Annotated in this window: 19 protein-coding genes; 5 read left to right on the plus strand and 14 right to left on the minus strand. The window is 64.0% G+C overall.

Going from position 1 to position 22,579, the window contains the following annotated elements; all coding sequences use genetic code 11:
* Positions 1–164: 164 nt before the first annotated feature.
* The 13 genes from QM659_RS07940 to fabI form a co-directional block, all read right to left on the minus strand.
* Positions 165–521, minus strand: coding sequence for an ArsC family reductase (locus QM659_RS07940; RefSeq protein WP_415187997.1), 357 nt, complete (start codon positions 519–521; stop codon positions 165–167).
* Positions 518–1,450 (minus strand): 23S rRNA (guanosine(2251)-2'-O)-methyltransferase RlmB, encoded by a 933-nt coding sequence (rlmB, locus tag QM659_RS07945; protein ID WP_415187998.1) that lies wholly within the window; start codon positions 1,448–1,450, stop codon positions 518–520. Before rlmB ends, QM659_RS07940 begins: the two co-directional genes overlap by 4 nt.
* Complete coding sequence (locus tag QM659_RS07950; protein WP_415187999.1) at positions 1,447–2,004, minus strand: NUDIX hydrolase; 558 nt, start codon at positions 2,002–2,004, stop codon at positions 1,447–1,449. The genes rlmB and QM659_RS07950 overlap by 4 nt, the downstream gene beginning before the upstream one ends.
* An 11-nt stretch (positions 2,005–2,015) precedes the next feature.
* The gene (locus QM659_RS07955; protein WP_415188000.1) at positions 2,016–4,769 is read right to left on the minus strand and encodes a [protein-PII] uridylyltransferase; all 2,754 of its coding nucleotides are present in this window, start codon (positions 4,767–4,769) and stop codon (positions 2,016–2,018) included.
* Positions 4,770–4,882: 113 nt separating this feature from the next.
* Positions 4,883–8,188: a DUF2126 domain-containing protein gene (locus QM659_RS07960; protein WP_415188001.1), complete on the minus strand. Its 3,306-nt coding sequence runs from the start codon at positions 8,186–8,188 to the stop codon at positions 4,883–4,885.
* A 141-nt stretch (positions 8,189–8,329) separates the two neighbouring features.
* Positions 8,330–9,235, minus strand: a complete 906-nt coding sequence (locus tag QM659_RS07965) for a carbon-nitrogen hydrolase family protein (protein WP_415188002.1) — start codon at positions 9,233–9,235, stop codon at positions 8,330–8,332.
* A complete protein-coding gene (locus QM659_RS07970) occupies positions 9,235–9,822 on the minus strand; it encodes a GNAT family N-acetyltransferase (RefSeq protein WP_415188003.1) in 588 nt (195 codons plus the stop codon). Before QM659_RS07970 ends, QM659_RS07965 begins: the two co-directional genes overlap by 1 nt.
* 93 nt (positions 9,823–9,915) lie before the next feature.
* Positions 9,916–11,922, minus strand: a complete 2,007-nt coding sequence (locus tag QM659_RS07975; RefSeq protein ID WP_415188004.1) for a methylmalonyl-CoA mutase family protein — start codon at positions 11,920–11,922, stop codon at positions 9,916–9,918.
* A 382-nt stretch (positions 11,923–12,304) separates the two neighbouring features.
* A complete protein-coding gene (locus QM659_RS07980; protein ID WP_127076416.1) occupies positions 12,305–12,832 on the minus strand; it encodes a hypothetical protein in 528 nt (175 codons plus the stop codon).
* A 300-nt stretch (positions 12,833–13,132) separates the two neighbouring features.
* A complete protein-coding gene (gene aroC / locus QM659_RS07985; RefSeq protein WP_415188005.1) occupies positions 13,133–14,221 on the minus strand; it encodes a chorismate synthase in 1,089 nt (362 codons plus the stop codon).
* Positions 14,222–14,447: 226 nt separating this feature from the next.
* Positions 14,448–15,026, minus strand: coding sequence for a histidine phosphatase family protein (locus QM659_RS07990; RefSeq protein WP_415188006.1), 579 nt, complete (start codon positions 15,024–15,026; stop codon positions 14,448–14,450).
* A gap of 9 nt (positions 15,027–15,035) precedes the next feature.
* Positions 15,036–16,259: a hypothetical protein gene (locus QM659_RS07995; protein WP_415188007.1), complete on the minus strand. Its 1,224-nt coding sequence runs from the start codon at positions 16,257–16,259 to the stop codon at positions 15,036–15,038.
* A gap of 59 nt (positions 16,260–16,318) precedes the next feature.
* Complete coding sequence (gene fabI, locus QM659_RS08000; protein ID WP_127076420.1) at positions 16,319–17,143, minus strand: enoyl-ACP reductase FabI; 825 nt, start codon at positions 17,141–17,143, stop codon at positions 16,319–16,321.
* Positions 17,144–17,327: 184 nt separating this feature from the next.
* Here fabI and pdxH point away from each other — a divergent pair, with 184 nt between their 5' ends.
* The 5 genes from pdxH to QM659_RS08025 all read left to right on the plus strand — a co-directional run bounded on the left by pdxH (position 17,328) and on the right by QM659_RS08025 (position 20,050).
* Positions 17,328–17,942, plus strand: coding sequence for a pyridoxamine 5'-phosphate oxidase (pdxH, locus tag QM659_RS08005; RefSeq protein ID WP_303487947.1), 615 nt, complete (start codon positions 17,328–17,330; stop codon positions 17,940–17,942).
* 181 nt (positions 17,943–18,123) lie between these two features.
* Positions 18,124–18,483 (plus strand): 6-carboxytetrahydropterin synthase QueD, encoded by a 360-nt coding sequence (queD, locus tag QM659_RS08010; RefSeq protein WP_415188008.1) that lies wholly within the window; start codon positions 18,124–18,126, stop codon positions 18,481–18,483.
* Positions 18,484–18,616: 133 nt separating this feature from the next.
* A complete protein-coding gene (locus QM659_RS08015) occupies positions 18,617–18,928 on the plus strand; it encodes a hypothetical protein (RefSeq protein ID WP_415188009.1) in 312 nt (103 codons plus the stop codon).
* A complete protein-coding gene (locus tag QM659_RS08020; protein ID WP_415188010.1) occupies positions 18,925–19,392 on the plus strand; it encodes an SH3-like domain-containing protein in 468 nt (155 codons plus the stop codon). Before QM659_RS08015 ends, QM659_RS08020 begins: the two co-directional genes overlap by 4 nt.
* Positions 19,334–20,050 carry a nitrile hydratase subunit alpha gene (locus QM659_RS08025; protein ID WP_127076425.1) on the plus strand — a complete coding sequence of 239 codons (717 nt, stop codon included), beginning with the start codon at positions 19,334–19,336 and terminating at the stop codon, positions 20,048–20,050. Before QM659_RS08020 ends, QM659_RS08025 begins: the two co-directional genes overlap by 59 nt.
* Before the next feature lie 374 nt (positions 20,051–20,424).
* Here the strand turns inward: QM659_RS08025 and QM659_RS08030 are convergent, their stop codons facing one another.
* Complete coding sequence (locus tag QM659_RS08030; RefSeq protein WP_415188011.1) at positions 20,425–22,383, minus strand: DUF4139 domain-containing protein; 1,959 nt, start codon at positions 22,381–22,383, stop codon at positions 20,425–20,427.
* Positions 22,384–22,579: the final 196 nt, after the last annotated feature.

The raw sequence follows: 22,579 nt of genomic DNA on the forward strand, positions 1-22,579 counted from the left end.
CGCTCAACCGCGTCCTGCGGCAATTCGGACGCGGCACGACAGCGCGTGACTCTTGGTGTCTGATCGGTTTCCCGCGTCACGAGACGATCTAACCTACGCCTCTGCCGGGATGCGCGCCTTGCGTGGCGCTTGAGCGGCCAAAGCGCTTTTCTCGAAAGTGCAACTCAGTGCGTCGCCGCAAACGCCGCGTCGTAAACCTCCGGCTTGAACCCGACGAGCGTCCTGTCGCCGAGGTCGAGCACCGGCCTCTTGATGATCGACGGGTTCGCCAGCATCAGCGCGACGGCCTTTTCCTCGTCGATGTTCTCCTTTTCCGACTCGGGCAGTTTTCGGAACGTCGTGCCCGCGCGATTGAGGAGCGTTTCCCAGCCATGTTCCTTGACGAAGCGGCGCACCAGCGCCTCGTCCGCGCCAGCCGTCTTGTAGTCGTGGAAGGCATGGGCGACGCCGCGCTCTTCGAGCCAGCCCCGCGCCTTCTTCACGGTCGAGCAATTCTTGATGCCGTAAACTGTTATGGTCATTTTTCGTCTCCCCGTTCCAGCGCGCGCGCATGGAACACGATCGCGGCCGCGTTCGAAATGTTGAGGCTCTTGATCGGGCCGGGCGCGGCGAGCGCGGCAATCGCATCGCACTTCTCGCGCACAAGCCGGCGCAGCCCCTTGTCCTCGGCGCCGAAAACGAACGCCACGCGCCGCCCGCCCGCCAACGCGGCATCGAACCGCTGCGCGCCCTCGGAATCGAAGCCGATGCAGAGGAACTCGCGCTCCTTCAGCTTTTCGAGCACACGCGACAGGTTGACCACCTCGATCACGGGCACATGTTCGAGCCCACCGGAGGCGGACTTCGCGAGCGTGGCCGTCAGAGGGGGAGAATGTCGATCCTGTACGATCATCGCGCCGATGCCGAACGCCGCCGCAGAGCGGATCACCGCGCCGACATTGTGCGGGTCCGTGACCTGATCGAGGATGACGACGGTGGCGGGCGCGTCGTCGAGCGCGTCGAGAAAATCGTCGAGGCCGGGCTGAGCGAGCGGCTCGACATGAAGCACCGCGCCCTGATGCACCGCGCCCGGTCCGGTCAGCGCGTCGAGGTCGGCGGGCAGCGCGAGCGTCGCGGCGATCTTGCGCGCGTCAAGAAGCGGACGCAGTCGCGCGGCGGCGTTCTCGGTCAGCCATGCATGATGGATGCGCCGTTTCGGGTTCGCGAGCGCCGCTTCGACCGAATGCAGGCCGTAAAGCGTCTCGCCCGCAGCGAGCCTTGCGAAGCTTTGGCCAGCGGGTTTCTGTGGCCGGGCATTTCTTCCCGCATCGCCGAAACGGGAAAAAGCCCAAGCTTCCTGCTTCGGCGCCGTGTCGCGCGAACCGGCGCCCGCCTCCTTCGCTCCGGGGCCACGAGCCTGCTTTCGCGTTTCATCGTGACGCGGTTTCGATGGTTTGACGATGCGCGTCATGTGAGCGTCCTCTTCGATAGAAGCTTTTGCAGTTTCGGGGCCGCAGCGATGAGCCCGCTCGTGGCGAAGGGATGATCGAGAGGCGCCCACCGATAAGCCCCGACCTCGCTTTCATCGATGCGCACGTCCCGGCCGACCGGCTCGAACAGATATTGGAAGTCATAATGCCAGTGTTCGCGCTGGTCGCGGTCGGGGCGCGCCGGTATCATGTGCGCATCGATGTTGAACGGCACGCGCGCCGGAAACAGCGGCGACGATGTCACGGCAAGGCCCGTTTCTTCCAGCACTTCGCGCCTGGCGGCATCGTAAATGGATGCATCCGCGCTCTCGACATGGCCGCCCGGCTGAAGGAACCGCCCCGATTTCTTGTGAAAGATCAGGAGCAGCGCGCTGCCGTCGAAGACGAGGCCGCTCGCGGTGACGTGCCCGGCCGGGTTCGACCTCAGAATGTCCCCGGAATTGCGCGCGAGAAAATCCCGCACGCCTTCAAGCGCTTCGCAGGGAAAGAGCCTTTCGTATTCGGCGAGTGCTGCCGTCGCGTCGGCATGGAGCATCGTGTCTGCCCTCACTCTTCGAGAAGGTCGAGAATCTGCGCGCGAATCCTGCTCTTGGTCGCCTCGTCCGTCACCTTCTGCTTGCCCGGCCCCGTCACGTAGAATACGTCCACCGCCTTTTCGCCGAAGGTTGCGATATGCGCGGACGCAATGTCGAGGCCCAATTCGTCGAAGCCGCGCGCGAGATCGTAGAGAAGGCCGGGACGATCGAGCGCATGCACCTCGATCACGGTCGTTTCCTGCGATGCCGTGTTGTCGATCACGATGTCGGGGGGCACGGTGAACGCGTCCACCTTCGGCATCTTGCGCACCGAGCGAACTTTCGCCTCATCCAGAACCCGCGCGCCGGACACGACATCCGTGATCGAACGCGCGATCTTCTCGCACTGGGAAATTTCCTCGTGGTCGTCGACGAACTTCCGCTGGAACAGCAGCGTGTCGAGCGCCAGCCCGTCGCGCGTCGTCGCGATCTGAGCCGACGCGATGCTGGCGCCGGAGGCGGCACAGGCTCCCGCGCATTGCATCAGAAGTTGCGGGTGATCGCCCGTGACGAAGGTCAGCTCCGGGATCGGACGGACGATGTCGCAACAACGCACGTCATAGACAAGCGGCGCGGCTTCCGTCTCGAAGCGGCGGATCAGGCTCGCATGCAGGATCTGGCGGTCAAGGTCTGTACGCACCCAGTAGTCCGGCTCATGCCGCTCGCCGAAGCGGTCGACATCGGCCGCCGACCAGTCGGACAAGGCATCGCGCAGCCGGGCTTTGGCGTCCGCGATGCGCGCTTGACGCGGCACGCGCGTATGACCGCCGGCGAGGATCGGCTCCGTATCGTAATAGAGCTGGCGGAGGAGCTGTCCTTTCCAGCCGTTCCACACGCCGGGGCCGACCGCGCGAATGTCGGCCACGGTGAGCAGCAAAAGCAGCTTCAGCCGCTCCGGGCTTTGCACGAGGTCCGCGAAGTTGCGGATGGTCTGCGGGTCCGAGATATCGCGGCTTTGCGCCGTCTGGCTCATGACGAGATGATGTCTGACGAGCCACGCGGCGGTTTCGGCTTCAGCCGCCGACAGACCGAGGCGCAGCGCCACCGAACGGGCCCAGTCGGCGCCGACGAGGGAATGATCGCCTTCGACCGCCTTCGCCACGTCGTGCATGAGGAGCGCCACATAGAGCGCGTTGCGGTTCTGGATGTCGTTGATGATTTCGGTAGAGAGCGGAAGCTCCTTGCCAAACTCCCCCTTCTCGATGCGCGACAGGATGCCGATCGCCTGAAGCGTGTGCTCGTCCACCGTATAGTGATGATACATGTTGAACTGCATCATCGCCACGCACCGCCCGAACTCAGGGATGAAGCGGCCCAGCACGCCCGACTCGTTCATGTAGCGGAGCGAGTTTTCCGGCGCCTCGCGCGAGGTCAGAAGATCGAGAAAAAGGCGGTTCGCCTCCCGGTTCCTGCGAAAATCGTCGTCGATGAGCTTCATCGACGCGCGGATGAGGCGCAGCGCTTCGGGATGCATCAGCAGGTTTTCGCGCTCCGCCTCGATAAAGAAACGGATCAGGTTCAGCGGGTCTTTTCGGAAGACGTCCGGCTGCTTGACGTTCAGACGCCGGTTGTCGAGGCGGAAATCGGTCGTCGCGGCGATCTTGGCCTGCGGGCTCCATGGCAGCGCGCCGACGAAGTCGCTGAGCGTCGGCACGCTCTTCAACTGCCGCAATTCGAGGCTCGAACAGACGGTGCGCGTGAGGTCGCCGACATCCTTCGCGATCAGAAAATAGTGCTTCATGAACCGCTCGACGGCAAGCAGGCCACGGCCTTCGTGATAGCGGAGCCGCCGCGCCATGTCCGGCTGCACGTCGAAAGAAAGCCGCTCTTCTGCCTTCCCGGTGAGAAAATGCAGGTGGCAGCGGATCGTCCAGAGGAAGCCCTCGCAATGGTTGAAGGTGGCGACCTCGCTATGCGTGAAGATCGCGTTTTCCGCCTTCTGGCCGTTGTGCGCCGGGTTGAGGTATACCGCGAGCCAGTGGAGCAGGTTCAGGTCGCGAAGGCCGCCCTTGCCTTCCTTGATGTTGGGCTCGACGCGATAACGCGACTGGCCCGCGCGCTTCAGGCGCTCCTCGCGCTCGACGAGCTTCGCCGCGATGAACTCCCGCTTCGAGCCGCTGACGACGTTGGCGATGAAGCGCGACCACATATCATCGAAAAGTGCGCCTTCGCCGTGGATGAGCCGCGCATCGAGCAGCGCCGTGCGGATCGTCATATCGGATTGCGCGGCCTTCAGCGTCTGGTCGACGGTGCGTGTGGCATGGCCGACCTTGTAACCGAGATCCCACAGGAAATAGAGCACGGACTCCACGATGCTCTCGCCCCACGCCGTCTGCTTGTAGGGGAGGAGGAACAACAGATCGACGTCCGATTTCGGGGCCATGAGGCCGCGCCCGTACCCGCCCGTGGCGACGAGCGCCATATGTTCGGCGGCGGAGGGGTTTCGCGCGCGATAGAGATGCTTCGTCGAGAAATCGTAGATGAGCTTGATCAGTTCATCCTGGAAAAGCGCGAGCGCCGCCGCGCAGGCGCGCCCGTCGCCCGTGCGCAACAGCAGCGCCTCGGCCTCGGCTTGCGCGGTCGCCTTCAGTTCCTTCAGGCGGCGCACCACGCGCGGGCGCATCTGCGTGGGATTTTCCGCGCTTTCCTTCCAATAGGTCGAAAGCTCCGCGCGCAACTCGGCGGGATCGAAGAAGGGCGGCGTGGCGATGCTGATCTGGTCCATGGGCGAGGCTTCACGTTTGTGCCCTCACCTTACAACGGTTCGCCGCTCCGGCCTATGGTCTCATTGCCGGAAGCGGAAGAAGCGGCGGCCGGACACCCGCCCGCCGCCAGCAGTCAAAATCCCACGCGCCGCAGGTCGAGCGTATGCGGGAAGCTCGGGTTTGGCCCCGGGTTGTAGGGCTGCATCGTGCCCGGCGTATGCCCGTAAAGCTCGAAGCGCGCGAGGCGGCGCGTCTCGGCTTCGAGTGCATTGATCGGGAAATTGTCATGCGCGCGGCCGCCCGGATGCGCGACGTGATAGCGGCAGCCGCCGACCGAGCGCCCCGCATGGCTGTCGTACAGGTCGAACACGAGCGGCGTATGCGGCGGGATCGTCGGCTGGAGGCAGCTTGCGGGCCACCACGCGCGGAAGCGCACGCCGGCGGCGGCCTCGCCATGCGTGCCCGTCGGCTTCAGCGGCACGGTCACGCCGTTGCAAAGCACCTGATAGCGGTTGCCGAGATTGCCTTTCACCTTCACCTGAAGGCGTTCGAGCGACGAGTCCACATAGCGGACGGTCCCCCCCGGCGCGCCTTCCTCGCCGAGCACGTGCCACGGCTCCAGCGCCTGCCGCAGCTCGATCTCGATGCCTTGATAATCCACGGCGCCGTAAAGCGGGAAGCGGAACTCAAAATGCGGCGCGAACCATTCGGCCGCGACCGGAAAGCCCGCTTCCTTAAGATCCGCAATCACGTCCTTGAAGTCGGCCCAGACGAAATCAGGCAGCATGAAGCGGTCGTGCAGTTCCGTGCCCCACGGAATGAGGCGGCGCTTGAAGGGCTTTTCCCAGAACCATGCGATCAGCGCGCGAAGCAGAAGCTGCTGCGCGAGGCTCATGCGCGCATGCGGGGGCATTTCAAAATTGCGGAACTCCACAAGGCCGAGCCTCCCGGAGGACGAATCCGGCGAATAAAGCTTGTCGATGCAGATTTCCGCGCGGTGCGTGTTGCCCGAAGAGTCTATGAGCAGATTGCGGAAGACGCGGTCCACGAGCCAAGAGGGAATCCAGCCGTAATCCTTGTCGGGGATCTGGCTGAACGCGATTTCCATTTCGTAGAGCGAGTCGTTCCTCGCCTCGTCGATGCGCGGCGCCTGGCTGGTCGGCCCGATGAAGAGGCCCGAGAACAGATAGGACAGCGACGGGTGGTTCTGCCAGTACGCGATGATGCTGGCGAGCAGATCGGGGCGGCGCAGGAAGGGGCTGTCGGCCGGGGTCTTCGCGCCGAGCACGATGTGATTGCCGCCGCCGGTGCCGGTGTGACGGCCGTCCACCATGAATTTCTCGGTGCCGAGCCGGGCGAGCCGCGCTTCCTCATACAGGATTTCGGTGATGTTCACCGCCTCGTCCCAGTTCGACGCGGGCTGAATGTTCACCTCGATCACGCCGGGGTCGGGCGTGACCTTGATCACGTTCAGGCGCGGATCGTGCGGCGGGTGATAGCCCTCGATGTGAACCGGCTGCCCCGTGATCTTCGCGGTTTCCTCGATGGCGGCGGCAAGCGCGGCGTAGTCTTCCGCGTCGGCGAGCGGCGGCATGAACACGCAAAGATGCCCGTCGCGCGGCTCGATGGCGAGCGCGGTGCGGACATTGCCGAAGACTTCGGTCGGCACGAGCGGCGCGGGCGGCGCCGGAGGGGCCAGCAGCGTCACCGACTCGCGGCGGCTGCGCAAAAGCACCTCGCGCGACGGCATGGAAGCGCGCGCCGCGAACGGATCGGTCGGGATGATGTGCGGATAGTTCGACGGCACGATGTAGGGAGTCGACGACAGCGGCAGGCGATAGCCCACGGGCGAGTCGCCCGGCACGAGATAGAGCCTGCGGCGGCGGAAGTTCCACTTCTCCGTCACCCATGTGCGGCCGCGCGCCTGACTGTGCCACACCTGGATCGGCATGACGTAGCCGGACGGCTTGTCGAGCCCGCGCTCGAACACGCGGATGACGCGGTCGCGTTCCTGCGGGTCTTCGAGCTTGTTGTCCTCGGGCTCGACATTGATCGGCAGTTTCTGCTCGATGAGAAGAAAATGCGCCGGGTCTTCATAGGCCGGAACACCCGCATCGGCGGGAAGGCCGAGTTGTTCGGCCAGCACTTCCGCGAAACGGCCCGCGTCTTCCTGAGTTGCGGGCTTTACGGGGATTTCGTGGTCGATATGCGCTTCGTTTTCCCAGAGCGGCTGATTGTCCGCGCGCCAGTAGACCGAGAACGACCAGCGCGGAAGCTGCTCGCCCGGATACCACTTGCCCTGCCCGTAATGAAGCAGCCCGCCCGGTGCGAAGCGGTCGCGCAGGCGGCGGATGAGGTTTTCAGCATAGCGCCGTTTCGTCGGCCCCACGGCGTCCGTGTTCCATTCGGCGCCGTCTACGTCGTCGATGGAAACGAACGTCGGCTCGCCGCCCATCGAGAGCCGCACGTCGCCCGCATCGAGCCGCCGGTCGACCTCGTGTCCCGCCGCCGCGATGGCCTTCCACTGGTCGTCCGTGTAAGGCAGCGTCACGCGCGGGCTTTCGTAGATGCGCTGCACCTGCATGTCGAAGCCGAAGGTGACTTCAGCCTCGTCATGCGCGCCGGAGATCGGCGCGGCGCTCTGCGGCGAGGGCGTGGCGGCAAGCGGAATGTGGCCTTCGCCCGCGAACAGGCCGGACGTCGGATCGAGGCCGATCCAGCCCGCGCCGGGAAGATAGACTTCGGCCCATGCGTGCAGGTCGGTGAAATCCACCTCGGTCCCGGAGGGGCCGTCGAGCGACTTCTGATCCGCCTTCAATTGAATGAGGTAACCCGACACGAAACGCGCGGCGAGGCCGAAATGCCGCATGATGTGCACGAACAGCCAGCCCGAGTCGCGGCACGAGCCGGAGCGCTTCTCAAGCGTCTCCTCCGGCGTCTGAACGCCCGGCTCCATGCGTATCAGATAGGCAATGTCCTTCTGGAGCTGCAAATTTAGCGCCCAGATGAAATCGATGGAGGTCTTCGCGTCGATCCTGAGGCCCGCGATATAGTCCTTCAGAAGCGGCCCCGGTTCCTCCGCCTTGAGGTAGGGCGCGAGTTCTTCCTTCAGCGACGCATCGTAGTCGAAAGGCCAGTTCTGCGCGTATTCCTCGACGAAGAAGTCGAAGGGGTTGATCGTGGCCATGTCCGCCACGAGATCGACCACCACCTTGAACTCGCGCGTCTTTTCCGGGAAGACGAGCCGCGCCAGATAGTTGCCGAACGGATCCTGCTGCCAGTTGATGAAGTGCTCTTCCGGCGTGATGCTGAGCGAATAGGACAGGATCGGCGTGCGGCAGTGCGGCGCCGGCCGCAACCTCACCACCTGTGGGCCGAGCCCGGTCAGGCGGTCGTAATCATATTCGGTCCGATGGGTCAGCGCGACATGGATGGCCATCGTTTCTCCTGACGGCGGGCGTGAGTCGGGTGCGGGCGCACAATGCTTCGCCCAGATGCACCGTGCAAGCGTCATGCCTGAGAAACAGCGGCGATTTTTGCAGTGCTGATTTGATGGAAGGGCGTTTCGACGGAAAGCGCCTTATCTGAAAGTGACCACCTTGGCTGGCGGCAACTCCGCAGCGCCGGGCTGTTTGTCCCAGTCGCGGGTGTTGAAGACGTCGCCATCCTTGCGCACCTCGGCGAGAAGGTCGAGGTCGAGCGTCGCGAACACCCATTGCGCCGCGTTCATCTGGCCTTCTTCCAGCACGCCGGAGGGCGAGGAAAACAGCGGGTCAGAGGGCGCGAAAAAGCCCGCCGCGCCCGCGTTCTGATCGACCGCCGCCGACCAGTCTGCCGCCCCAACCGTGCAGGATTGCACCACATACACCTGATTTTCGAGCGCCCGCGCCGCGCAGGCGTTGCGCACGCGGTAGTAGCCATAGGCGGTATCCGTGCAGGACGGGACGAGGATGACTTCCGCGCCCGCATCGCACATCGCGCGCACGATCAGCGGGAACTCCGAGTCGTAGCAGATGGCGATGCCTATTTTCGCCAGGCCGATGTCGAAGACGCACAGGCCCGAGCCGGCATCGATACCCCAGTCCTCGACTTCCGAGCGTGTCAGGATCTGCTTCTGCTGGCTCCCCGTTTCGCCGTGCGGCGTGAAGAGCCGCGCGCGATTCACGACGCTGCCATCGGCAAGGCGCGTCGGCGCGCTGCCCGCGAGGATATGGACTCCATGCCGTTTCGCGAGGCTCGCATATTTTGCTTCGTAATCGGCAATGCAATATTGCATGACCTCGATCGAGGCGTGGAGGTCGCGCGAGATATGCCGCCCGGCGATACGCGCCAGTTCCATCGACGCGTATTCCGGGAAAACGAGCAACTGCGCGCCTTTAACCACAGCCTGCTCGACCCAGCGGGCGAGCTTGGCGTCGAAGGCCGCCATCGACGTCAGTTCATCGATGGGATACTGGGCCGACGCGATGCGAATGGTTCGGGCCATCAGTCGAATTCCCGTATCCAGAATTGCATGGGATGCGCTGTTTCGTCCGCCTGATCGATGTCCTTCCAATGGAAGGTGGCGATCAGCCCCTCCGCCTTGCGATACCCGCGCTTTTTCCAGAACGGTTCGAGCGGCGAATAGTCCGCCGGCTTCAGCGGGTGATTATCGGGGCGGACGACGGCGCAAAATGCCGACGAGCAATAGCCGCGCGCTCTCGCATGGGCCTCGCGCGCGTCGAAAAATGCGTGGCCGATGCCGCGCCCGCGAAACGACGGATCGAGAACGGACTCGCCGCAATAGAAAATCCGCGCGGCATCGATACCGCGCGCACGAAAAGGTTCCCCAAACTCTTCGTTGTGCCCTTCCAGCGCGGAACCCGTCGCACAGCCGACGATGCGGCCGTGGTCGTTTTCCGCGACGACGGCGATGCTGTCCGTCGCTTCGGCGAAAGAGGCGAGATAGCTCTGTTCGTAATCGAGCGAGCCGTCGTAGAGATACGGGTAAGCGCGAAAAACCTCGATCCTGAGCCGCGCCAGTTCAGGCAGCGCGCGTTCAAGATCCGGCCCTGTGAGTGTCGAAATGCGCATGTGGTGAAAGCGCCCCGGTTGCTTCGAGCGAGAGAACCCCGGTCGGGCCGTCTCGTTCCGCTACGGTAACGCTTTACTATGCTTGCGCGGCGTTCAGGAGGCAAGCACCCTGAGATCGGGATCGGTGAGCCGCACGAGTCCGGCCATGATGTCGTTGAGCTGGAAGTCCTTCGGCGTATAGATCGCCGCGACGCCGCACGCCTTGAGCGTCGCCTCGTCTTCGACCGGGATGATGCCGCCCACGACCACCGGAATGTCCGAGAGGCCGGCGGCGCGCATGCGGTCCATCACGTCGCGCACGAGCGGCACGTGGCTGCCCGACAGGATCGACAGCCCGACGATGTGCACGCTTTCTTCGAGCGCCGCGTTCACGATCTGAGCTGGCGTAAGGCGAATGCCCTCGTAAACGACTTCCATGCCGCTGTCGCGGGCACGCACGGCGATCTGCTCGGCGCCATTGGAATGGCCGTCGAGGCCCGGCTTGCCGACGAGAAGCTTCAGCCTGCGGCCGAGCTTGGCGGAGACACGTTCCACATCGGAGCGAATGGTAACAAGATCGGCGCGTGTCCCCTGCGCGGCGGCGCGAGAAACGCCGGTCGGCGCGCGATATTCGCCGAAAACCTGGCGCAGCGTGTCGCCCCATTCGCCGGTCGTCACACCCGCCTTCGCGCATGCAATCGACGGCTCCATGATGTTGCGGCCTTCCTGCGCCGCTTCGCGGAGCGCGGCAAGCGTGGCATCGACCGCCTTCGCATCGCGGGCAGCGCGCCACGCCTTCAGCGCCTCGACCTGCTCGCGTTCCACCCATTCCGGCACGGTCTGGATGGCGCCACCGGTACCGCCCGACAGCGGCGAGGGCTCGGTTTCGGTCCAGCGGTTCACGCCAACGACGACCTGCTCGCCCGACTCGATCTTCTGGAGCCGCGCCGCATTCGCCTCGACGAGACGCTGCTTCATATAGCTCGAATCGACCGCCGCAATCGCGCCGCCCATGGCCTCGATGCGCGCCAGCTCCTCGCGCGCCTCAGCCTTCAGCGCCTCGACCTTCGCGTCGATCTCGCGGCTGCCGTCGAAGATGTCGCCATATTCGAGAAGGTCCGTCTCGTAGGCCACGATCTGCTGCATGCGGAGCGACCATTGCTGATCCCACGGACGCGGCAGGCCCAGCGCCTCGTTCCACGCCGGAAGCTGGACCGCACGGGCCCGCGCCTTCTTCGACAGCACCACGGCCAGCATCTCGACGAGAATGCGGTAGACGTTGTTTTCCGGCTGCGGCTCGGTGAGGCCGAGCGAATTCACCTGCACGCCATAGCGGAAGCGGCGGAGCTTCGGATCGCTGACGCCGTAGCGCTTCTCCGCGATCTCGTCCCAGAGTTCCACGAACGCGCGCATCTTGCACATCTCGGTGATGAAGCGCATCCCGGCGTTGACGAAGAACGACACGCGCGCCAAAGCCTGCCCGAACTCCTCTTCCGGAATTTCGCCGCTGTCCCTGACCGTATCGAGCACGGCCTGCGCGGTGGCGAGCGCATAGGCGAGTTCCTGCACCGGCGTCGCGCCCGCTTCCTGAAGATGATAGGAGCAGACGTTCATCGGGTTCCACTTCGGCACTTCGCGGTAACAGAAGACCGTCACATCCTTGATGAGACGCATGGACGGCTGCGGCGGGAACACGTAGGTGCCGCGCGAGAGATATTCCTTGATGATGTCGTTCTGCACGGTGCCGGTGAGCAGCTTGCGGTCGACGCCCTGCTCGTCGGCGATGGCGACATAGAGCGACAGCATCCACGCGGCCGTCGCGTTGATCGTCATCGACGTGTTCATCTTGCCGAGCGGAATGCCGTTCAGAAGCGTGCGCATGTCGCCGATATGCGCGACCGGAACGCCGACCTTGCCGACCTCGCCCTTCGCCAGCGGATGATCCGAATCATAGCCCGTCTGCGTGGGGAGGTCGAAGGCAACCGAAAGACCCGTCTGGCCTTTCGCCAGATTTTTCAGGTAAAGCTCATTCGAGGCTTTGGGCGTAGAATGTCCAGCATAGGTGCGGAAGATCCAGGGCTGGTCGGGCTTGCGGTTGTCGGGCTTTGCTTGGTCGGACATCGGCCGGTCTCGTTCTTCTTGATCCGTTTGCAGTGCACAATAGCACGCGGGTTGCTAACGCCCCACCCTCCAATAGACGAACAAATGGGCGGTCCGCTGCGTAAACGATCTCGATGCCGGATGTTCCGCGCGAAGCTGAAACCGGCTTGCCGTGCGACAAGCCGGCAACAGCGGAAGCTCGTTCCATGCCAGCGACGCAAATGCTCCGGCGCGCACCTTCAGGCCCACATTGCCGCACACTCTCAAGCAAACGCATGCGCTTGAGAGCACGGGCACATTGTCGTTTCCAATGCAGCTCCGGATTTTACATTCGATGGCCCAGCCACCTGTACTGCTGTTGCCGTTTGCAACAATTTTCACTGATATTCCAGGTGCGGAGCCCTCATCGATAGAACTTCCACATCCGTTCCATCGTCTTGGCGATCTCGTCGCCGGACGGTTCGAACGGCTGGAGGTTGATGCGGATGATGCCGTCGTGCCCCATTTTCCACGGCAGGCGCATGAGAAGGCGCCAGATCGGCAATCGCCGCCAGTCCGCGATCAGCGCGCGGCCGAGCGGTTCCCTAAGCTTGACGTGAAGCTCCTCCATGTCGAGCGTGCGCACGGAAAACGAGACCAGCGTCACTTCCCCGATCGAACGCCACGCGATCAGGCCGAGGCCGTCGATGAAAAGACCGTACTGATTCGCGCCGAGGCGCGGCCGCTTCTCCGTGAACGGAAAGAAGTAATAGGCCGAGCATCCCGCCAGTATCGCCGTGATCGAAAGCAGTTCGTAGCCCCATGTCAGCCACGCCGCGAACGTCGCGGCCGAGATGAAGGCAAGCACGTGGAAGCGCGGTATCTCCGACCGCGAATAAGGCAGAATGAACCCGTCCTGCAGGTAGTCCGGAAGGTCTGGCCGCCGCGCCATGAGCACACCCGATTGGACAACGCATTGAACGACAGGTCACGGCGAGCGATGCATATCTTCGGAAACCGGGCGGCCGTGACGCACTCCGCCGGATCGTTCCGCCTACGTTAACACAATTTGGCGCACCTGCCGTGTCTCCGAAAGCTGCCGTTCCGGCATACGTTCGGATCGGCCTGCGTCAAATCGGATCTGACGCAGGGAAACTGGCCGAACCTGAAACATATGGCCTTGTGCCTCTTCCGACTTACAACACGCCGCCGCAGGGTCCATCGACCCGCGACGGGCACGCACCTTTCGGGCCTACCGGCCCGTCTGCGCGCGATGCCTGAGCCAGTGGTCGGCCAGAACGATGGCCATCATCGCCTCTCCGACCGGCACGGCGCGAATCCCGACGCAAGGATCGTGCCGCCCCCTGGTCAGGATCTCGGCTTCGTGGCCCTGCGCATCGATGGTGCGGCGCGGCGTGAGGATCGATGACGTCGGTTTCACGGCGAAACGCGCAACGATGGGCTGGCCGGTCGAGATGCCGCCGAGAATGCCGCCCGCGTGGTTCGACAGGAAAGCCGGCTGCCCGTCATTGCCGATGCGCATTTCGTCGGCATTGTCCTCGCCCGAAAGAGCGGCGGACGCGAAGCCTTCGCCGATTTCGACGCCCTTTACCGCGTTGATGCTCATGAAAGCGGCGGCGATGTCCTGGTCGAGTTTTCCATAGAGCGGCGCGCCAAGCCCGGCGGGCGCCCCGTCAGCGACTATTTCGATCACCGCGCCGCAGGACGAACCCGCCTTGCGCACACCGTCGAGATAGGCCGTCCAGCGCTCGACGATGCCCGCATCAGGGGCAAAAAACGGATTGCGCTCAACCTCATCCCAGTCCCAGCGTGCACGGTCGATCTGCTCGGCGCCGACCTGCACGAGCGCGCCGCGAATGGCGATTCCCGGCACGACCTTCCGAGCGACCGCGCCCGCCGCGACCCGCATCGCCGTCTCGCGCGCGGACGAGCGCCCCCCGCCGCGATAATCGCGGATGCCGTATTTCTCGATATAGGTGAAGTCCGCATGGCCGGGACGGAACTTGTCCTTGATGTCGGAATAGTCCTTCGAGCGCTGGTCCGTGTTCTGGATTTCGAGCGCGATGGGCGTGCCCGTCGTAACCTGCACGCCCGCCTCGTTCGGAAACACGCCGGACAGGATGCGCACCCGGTCTTCTTCCTGCCGCTGCGTCGTGAAGCGCGATTGACCGGGCCGCCGCTTGTCGAGGAACGGCTGAATGTCTTCCTCGGTCAGCGGGATGCCGGGAGGGCAGCCGTCGATCACGCAGCCGATGGCGGGGCCGTGGCTCTCGCCCCAGGTCGTCACGCGAAACATATGGCCGAAGGTGTTGTAGGACATGTCTGCTCCTCGCCCCTTCAGGAGCGGCTGGTTCATCCCCGCGTGCGAAACACCGCGGGAAGCGACGGGGGACCGTTCAGCGCCCGCAGCGAAATCGCGCAATCGACTTTCGATAACGCAGTCGTTGGTCAGATTGGCACCGACCTGCCTGCCGGGCAACGACGGAAAACCCGTCCGCGCGCGCGGCGATAGACGAAATTGCCCGTTCTTAACGGGATAGCGCGGTTCAAAGCCAGTGCAGAGTGCCGCCCTCGATCAGCAGAACCTTGTCCTGCGGCACATCCAGCTTCTGCATGTCCGATGGCGGGAGCTTCATGAAATGCGCGCGGACCACCCTGCTCGTGCCCCCATGCGCGACGACCACGGTATCGCGCCTGATTTCCGCGAGCCATGACAGCACTTGCGCCGAGTAGTCGCGAAAAGACTGCCCGGCGGGCGGGGCCTTGTTCCAGCGATCCGCCTCGACGCTCGCGTGCAGATCCTTCGCGATGGCGTCGATCTCCTCGCGGTTCATGCCTTCCCACTCGCCGAAGCTGATTTCCTTCAGGCGGTCATCCGTCGCGTATCCGGCTTTGGGCAACCCCATCGTCTCGCGCATGATTTCCATCGTCTGACGCGTCCGGAGCAGCGGGCTTGAGACGAAATCGAACCGCGACTTGTCGCTGATCAATTCGTTGAGCACACCGCCGTTGCGCAGCGCCTGCACACGGCCCGTCGCATTGATCGGGATGTCGAGCCAGCCCTGCACACGGCGCGCGGCATTGTAATCGGTCTGACCGTGACGAATGAAATAGATGAGGGGCATGTCTCGCTGTCAGCGCTTGCAGGACAGGCTGACGCGAGCCTGCGCTTCGTTGAGGTTCGTTTCCATCAGGTTGATCTCGCATTCGACGTCCTGACTGCGGAAAACCTTCCGCTCGCCGAACGCAAGCCCGAAGCCCTGCCGGTTCACCGCCACCTTCACCTGCTTCGGCCCGATGGCCTGAAGGGCAAGGCGCACGCCGATTTCGTCATACTGCTTTTCCTGATCTTTTTTCAGCATGACATTGTCGTAGAACACGACAGCGGCCGGTTCCTGACGCGTGCTTGGCGAGACCGATATCGCGGCCGCCGCCGGAGCGCTCACCGTCTGGGCAACAGGCGCGGACGCAGACGCAGCCCCTGAATAGGATGCCAATTGCGTCTGGCATTTGCCGAACTGCTCCGTCGCGGCGAGCAGAAGCTGCCGGATTTGCGCGAGATCGGCACTATCGGACGACGCGCTTTCGTGGCCGCTCGCGAGCCGCGCCTTCAGCGATTCGATCGACGCCTGAAGGATCTTGATCTGATCGACCACGGAAACCTGCGGCTTGGCAGCCTGAGCGCTGATCGTCGCCGAGATCGCGCGAACCTCTTCCACCAGCGCCTTGGGCGCTTTCGGCTCTGCGTTCTGGAGCGAAGCGAAGCCCGTGCGGACCTCGTCGACAACCTTTCTCGTGCCGCCATCCTGAGCCTGAACGGCTGCGCCGAGCGAGCGGATTTCGTCCACCAGAGCTTTGGGCGCTTTCGGCTCCTGCTTGTCGAGCTTGAGCGCGAGGCCGCGAACCTGCTCGCGAATGTCCGTCAGCGCGTCTGAATAGTCGGGCGCTGCCGTCGCCGTGCGTTCGATCACCGCTGTCGGCGCCGCGACCGCATGCCCCCTGGATACATCGGCTTTCACCCCGTCGAGCTGACGGGCCAGGGCGCGGATTTCGTCGAGCACGGGCTTCGCCGACGCGGAAGCGTCTGCCGGAGCCGCGACCGGCTTCGGCTGCTCTGCCGCCAGCGCCTCGATCCTTCCGGACAGGGCGCGAATTTCATCGGTTACGGGTTTAAGCGAGACAGGCGCTCCACCCGGCCCCGCCGCGACGGAAACCGGTGCCTCCGCGAGGTAGGTTTTGATCTCCGCGAGATTGCCCCTACCGGCGGAATAGCCCGCGTAGAAGCCTGCCGCGCCCGCTGTCACAAGCGAAACGGCGGCGGCTGCCACAACCAGAGTCAGCGCCTTGAATGGTTCCATGACTCACCTCGCGCCACATCGGCGGTCGCGGCCGCCGCAAAAGCCAGCTTTAAAGAAACCTAGCTATTGGACTGAATCACGGCGATATCGGGAGCATCCTCTGCTTTCATGCCGACGACGTGATAGCCCGCGTCGACATGATGCACCTCTCCCGTTACCCCTTTGCTGAGATCGGACAGAAGATAGAGCCCGGCGCCGCCGACGTCCTCGATGGAAACCGTCCGGCGGAGCGGCGAATTGTACTCGTTCCACTTCAGAATATAGCGGAAATCGGCGATGCCCGATGCGGCGAGCGTCTTGATCGGCCCGGCCGAGATCGCGTTCACGCGGATGTTCTGGCGGCCGAGATCTTCCGCGAGATAACGCACGCTCGCTTCGAGCGCGGCCTTGGCCACACCCATCACATTGTAATGCGGCATGACCTTTTCGGCGCCGTAATAGGTGAGCGTGACGAGAGAGCCGCCGTTCGTCATCAGCTTCTCGGCGCGCTTGGCAATCGCCGTAAAGGAGTAACACGAGATGAGCAGCGTCTTCGAAAAATTGTCAGCCGTCGTATCGACATAGCGGCCGTCGAGTTCTTCCTTGTTGGAATAGGCGACCGCGTGCACGACAAAGTCGAGGCTGCCCCAATCTTCCTTGAGGCGATCGAAAACCGCGTCGACCGAGGCGTCATCCGTGACGTCGCAAGGCAGGACATGCTTCACGCCGACTTCGGCCGCCAGCGGTTCCACGCGCTTCTTCAACGCATCGCCCTGATAGGTGAAAGCCAGTTCCGCGCCCTGGTCCGCCGCAGCCTTGGCGATCCCCCAGGCAATGGACCGGTTGTTTGCGATGCCCATGATCAGGCCGCGTTTTCCGCTCATCAAAGGTGCTGTCTGGACCACGTTCGTTCCCCGATATTAACGGTGACGCATCCTACACATTAAGGCGCGCGCGTAAAGTGATAGCTTGGCGTGAGCGAACGCGATAAATTCGGGCGTCGTTTGCGCGGCGCGGGCAAGTTTGCTTGCGCCTCAACCCGCCGGGCTTTAAGCGGGACGCGTCTGCGACCAACCCCGGACCCGGAAAATGACCTCGACGACTGACGGCGATTTCACGCAGGCGAGCGATCCCCTGCCCCTCTTCGATGCCTGGTTCAAGGAAGCCGAGAAAAGCGAGCCGAACGATCCCAACGCGATGACCGTCGCGACGTCAGACGAGCGCGGGATGCCGAACGCACGCATGGTGCTGCTCAAGAGCGTGGATGAGCGCGGCTTCGTCTTCTATACGAATTTCGAGAGCACCAAGGGGCGCGAGCTTCTGGCGAATCCGCAGGCGGCCCTTCTCTTTCACTGGAAGTCGCTGCGCCGTCAGGTGCGCGTGCGTGGCACCGTCGAGCAAGTAAGTACGGAAGAGGCTGACGCCTATTTCGCCTCGCGGCCGCTTGGCAGCCGCATCGGCGCCTGGGCGAGCAAGCAGTCGCGTCCGCTCGAAGGCCGCGCGGCTCTCGGCGAGGCCGTCAAGCATTTCGGGAAGCTGTTCGCGGGGATCGAGCCGAAGCGGCCGCCCTACTGGTCCGGCTTCCGCGTTGTGCCGCTGGAAATAGAGTTCTGGCACGACCGCCAGTATCGACTGCACGACCGCATCGTTTTCCGGCGCGACACCCGCGACGCGGTGTGGACGAAGACGCAGCTTTTCCCTTAGCAGAAATCACCGCACATAACGCTTGACGCGAATCGCGCGCGGCCGCGTCTCCGATTCGTTCCGGGGAACGGGCTGGCAACATCCTCACAATTCCGCGCGAGACCTTGCGCCGCCTGCCCCCGCATGGGTTATAAGGAAGCGGCGCGCCGTCGCGCCATCCGAAGTTGAGAGCATTTTTTCAATGAAAGTCACGCAGTCGTTCCGGTTCGAGGCAGCCCACCGCCTGCCCTTCGTCAAGGACACACATCCCTGCCGCCGGATACACGGACACTCCTATCGGGTCGAGCTTCAGCTCGAAGGGCCGGTCGATCCGGACACCGGGTTCGTCGTCGATTTCTTCGATATCGAAGCGGCGTTCGGCCCTCTCCTGAAGCGGCTCGACCATTATTACCTGAACGAAGTCGACGGTCTGGAAAATCCGACCGCCGAAAACATCGCCGTGTGGATCTGGGACCGCGTGACGGGCGCGCTGCCGCAACTCACCGCCGTGCGCGTTTACGAAACGCCGGAGTGCTGGGCAGAATATAACGGCGCGCAGTGAACAGATCCCGGCACACTCGCGCGCCTTGCGATAACCGGCCTCACCTGCGCGCCGACGTTGATTTTTGCATTTCGCGGACCGTCTTGCTATACCGTGACCTATCTGTCACCTAACCGTCATCGTGGCCGTTCCCATGCAAGATGCTCCGAGAAAACAGAACGATATCGGCGGTTTACCTGCTGGTGCGATCGAGTTTGCGGGCGGCGACTCACTGCTCTGGCATGATCGGGTCGAGGCGCTCATCGCGCTCCTGCAGCATCCCGCGCGCGGGTTGTTCACGCCGGACGAGTTGCGCCGCCGCATCGAGAATGCCGCAGCCGAGGGCGCGACCTATCATGAACGCGCGGTCGTGGCGTTGGCACACGCGCTGCTCGAACGCGGCGCGATCACCGGCGACCAACTGGCGGATTCGCTGGCCACAGTCTCGAATCGGGGGCGGCCATGACCGAGACGCCCGTGAGAGACGACGCAATTGGTTCCGAAGCTTCCGCACAGGCGGACGCGCCTGCGGTTCTTGTGCCCATGGCGCCGTCGACGCTGCCGGTCATCAAGGGCAACGAGCCTCGCTTCGGCATCGGTGACACGGTCCATGTGCGCCACGTGATTTCGCCCGCCTACACGCGCACCCCGCGTTATGTCATGGGCGCGAAAGGCACGATCTCGCGCCCGCTCGGCGAATTTTTCAATCCCGACGACATCGCCTATGGCCGCTTCACTCCGAAAAAGATGCTCTATCGGGTGCAGTTCCGACAGGTCGATCTGTGGCCCGATTACAAGGGTCCGCCGAACGACACTCTCGAAATCGAGTTGTTCGAGCACTGGCTGACGCTCAATCCGAAAGACAGGACCGATGATCAACTTCCTTGGTATCGTAGGGTTGCGCCGGGTCGGCGGAAGCGCCGCGCCTGAGCAGAGTTCGACGTCGCGGGCGCTTGCGACCACGAGCAGGGTTGCGCCGCTCGGCTATTACGAAGCGCTCGAAGCTGCGTTGAGCGACCTTCTTGTGGCGAAGGGCCTCGTCAAGGCCGTTGACATCCAGCGCGCCGTGGAAGCGCTCGATGCGGGCTCCCCCGCCTATGGCGCAAGGCTCGTCGCCCGGGCATGGACCGATCCCGCCTTCAAGGCGCGGCTTTTCGAGAACGCCAACCTTGCCGCGCGCGAACTCGATTGCGACGCGGGGCCGGGACGGCTCATCGTGGTAGAAAACACGCCGCATCTGCATAATCTCGTTGTGTCCTCGCTCGGCGCATCCTACCCGCGCGCGCTGCTCGGTCGCGCGCCCGCGTGGTATGAGAGCGCAGCCTACAGGAGCCGCGCGGTGCGCGAGCCGCGTCAGGTGCTGGCCGAATTCGGGACGGATATTCCAAGCTATGTGGAGGTGCGCGTCCACGATGCGGCGGCGGACCACGTTTATCTCGTGCTGCCGATGCGGCCCTCCGGCAGCGAAGCTTTCCTGGAGGAGGATCTCGCAGCCCTCGTCACGCGCGAAAGCATGATCGGCGTCCACGTTCCTCGCCTCCCCGGCCTTTTGACGAATGAGGGCGACGCGTCGCCGGTCCAAGCCTGAAGCTCGTCTTCTGACGATCGACGACACCTCGTCGCGAATCGGCGTTCAATCCGGCGGATCATGTCCAAAGGCGCATTTGGTGGATGCACCAGTTTGCGCGACGCCTGATGCACCGCATCATCGGCACTTGCGGAAATTATCCCGGACGAACGTGTGGATCGTTCCCCGCCCGCTCTGCAAAACGGCTTGAGATTGGCCTGCGTTGAATCGGGCACGATTTGACGCTCGACAACCAACACGCGGGGCGTCGTGCCCCGTCTTGCCGCACGGCGCTGTAGACCGCCCGGAGCTGACATTGGGCGGCTGGGGGCTCGCAAGCGTTGCCGTCCCAGCGCCGTTCGTGCGGCTACGTCAGCCGGGTGCCCGTGGCATCGTCAAAGCACCAGCGCTTGCGCAAGCTCCTCGGCCTTGCGGTTGGCGGCGGCAAGGTCGCCGTCGATCTTCCGTTCCTCGGTGGAGAACGCCGTCAGCTTGTCTTCCTGCGTTTTGAGAAGGTCGAGATAGCGACGGCCAAGGTCGGTCCCCTGCCCCACGCTTGCAAGATTCTTGCGGATGCGCTCCTGATCGTCGCCGATCTTCTTGCGCTCTCCGTCGATCTCGTCCTTGCGATTGTTCAGCTTCGACAGGGTTTCGACGACAAAGCCGAGCTTCGCGACCGTATCTTTCAGCGCGGGCGAGGCGTTCTCAAGCCCCGAGAGGGTCGCCGCCAGTTCATCGGGCGAAAGCGATGTGAGCACGACGGTTGTCTGATCCACACGCTCGCGCGAGAGCGTCGTTCGCGTCGTCTTGCCGGCGGGCGCGCTCACCTTCTGGCGAAGCCGGGTCGCCGTCTCCTCGATATCCTCCGCATCCGCCAGCGCCTTCCAGCCGTCCGCGCGCGGCTCGTCGATCACCACCTCGCGGTCTTCGGTGGCGGGCGGCGTGATGTCGTAATCGATGGCCCAGCGCGACTTCGTCGTCAGCGTCAGTGTGCCTGCAACCGCTTTCCCGAGCCGGATCCGCGTCACGCCATGGTCGATGCGGCGAATGTCGGTGCGCCCGTCGAGCGCGAAGGTCACAAAACGCGTCGCCCCTTTCGGCAGAAGCGGAAGCTGCGCGTCGCCCGCGAAGTTGGCCGCACCGTCGCCGCCCGTTTCAAACGCCGTGATGATGCCGCCCGGCAGCGCCGCAGCACCGTCATTCGTAAGGCGCACGGCGGCCAGCGGATGGCGCTCGTTCGTGTCCCGCTGATAGATGAAGGTGCGAGTCGCGGCGACATCGGCATCGACGAACGGCACCATCAGCGTGGAGCCGGAGGCGAGCGTCACCTTGCCGGGAAAACGGTAGAGCACCTGAGTGGCGGCTTCCTCGGCCTCGGGTGCCTGCGCGGCGGAGCCGAGAGATTGCGGGGCGTAAAGGTCGGCCTCGCCGTCGGCTTTCTCCATGGCGGCGGCCAAGGCTGGTGCGGGCGCAGCGCGGTAAGCGGGAGCACCCGCGCGCAACGGCTTGCGCATCTCGGCCTCATCCTTCTTCGGCACGATGCGCACGCCAGCCGTGACGGGAATTTCCGGCCGGTCCACGAAGACGGCGGTGTAGAGCTGCTGCCTCAGCGCGACGGGATTGCCCGAAACGAGCGTCAGTTCCACGTCCTTCCAGTCGCCGCCTGTGAGATTTTCGAGGACGCCCCAACCTTGCAGCCGCGCTTTGCCGCCGTCCTTCGGCAGCACGAGCCGGTAGGCGGTCTTCCAGACCGGCGCGGCGACCACATAGCTGAGCGCCGCCGCCTTCGCGTCGCCCGTCAGCGAAATCGAGAGCGTGCGCAGATCCTTCGCGCGGTTGCCGGCGAGACCGGTCAGCGCCTTGTCTACCTGCGCGCGCGTCGCGGGATCGGCGAACCGCAGTGCGGTAAGGTCTTCGAGGATCGCCTGAACCATGCCTTTCGGTGTCAGCAGCGTGAGGCGATGACGTTTGACGACGCCCCCATTATTCGGAAGTTGCGTCACCTCGTCTTCGACGCGGAAAACGCGCCCCGTGGCGTTGACGCTGCCTTCGACCTCGACCTCCGCGCCGACGAGCGCGTTCAGGAGGGCGGCTTGCGACGAGAGCGCGGACTGATCGAAGGGAAGGTCGCGGAAAAGTTCTGCGAGCGGCGTCTTGCCGGGCAGGCTGACGGCTCCGAGCGTACCGGGCGCGGCGAACAGGGTCAGACTTTTCAGCACATCGTCGACCTGATCGACGCGGACGGGGAGAGACAAGGCCCCGCCGGGCGTTACTTCGCCCGCATGGGTAAACTGAGCCAGCCCGCTTGAAGACAGCACAACGCGCTTCAGCGGCAGTTCCGATGCTTCCGCCATGGTAGAAAGTCCTGCAAAAATTACTGCCACGATTATTGGTTTCATGTTTGCGATCCGCGTCATTGCAGAGAAGAACACGCGGCAAAGTGCTCCGCGAATCGGGTGCGAACGGGGCGAAAAGCTGAACGGAGGGGGCCTTTTGGTGGCTCTCGCGGGACCGCCAGGCGCGATCGTTCGCAGCACGTGAGGCTCAAGA

Origin of the sequence: Rhodomicrobium sp., assembly GCF_047605405.1 — a bacterium.
GTDB classification, from domain to species: Bacteria; Pseudomonadota; Alphaproteobacteria; order Rhizobiales; family Rhodomicrobiaceae; genus Rhodomicrobium; species Rhodomicrobium lacus.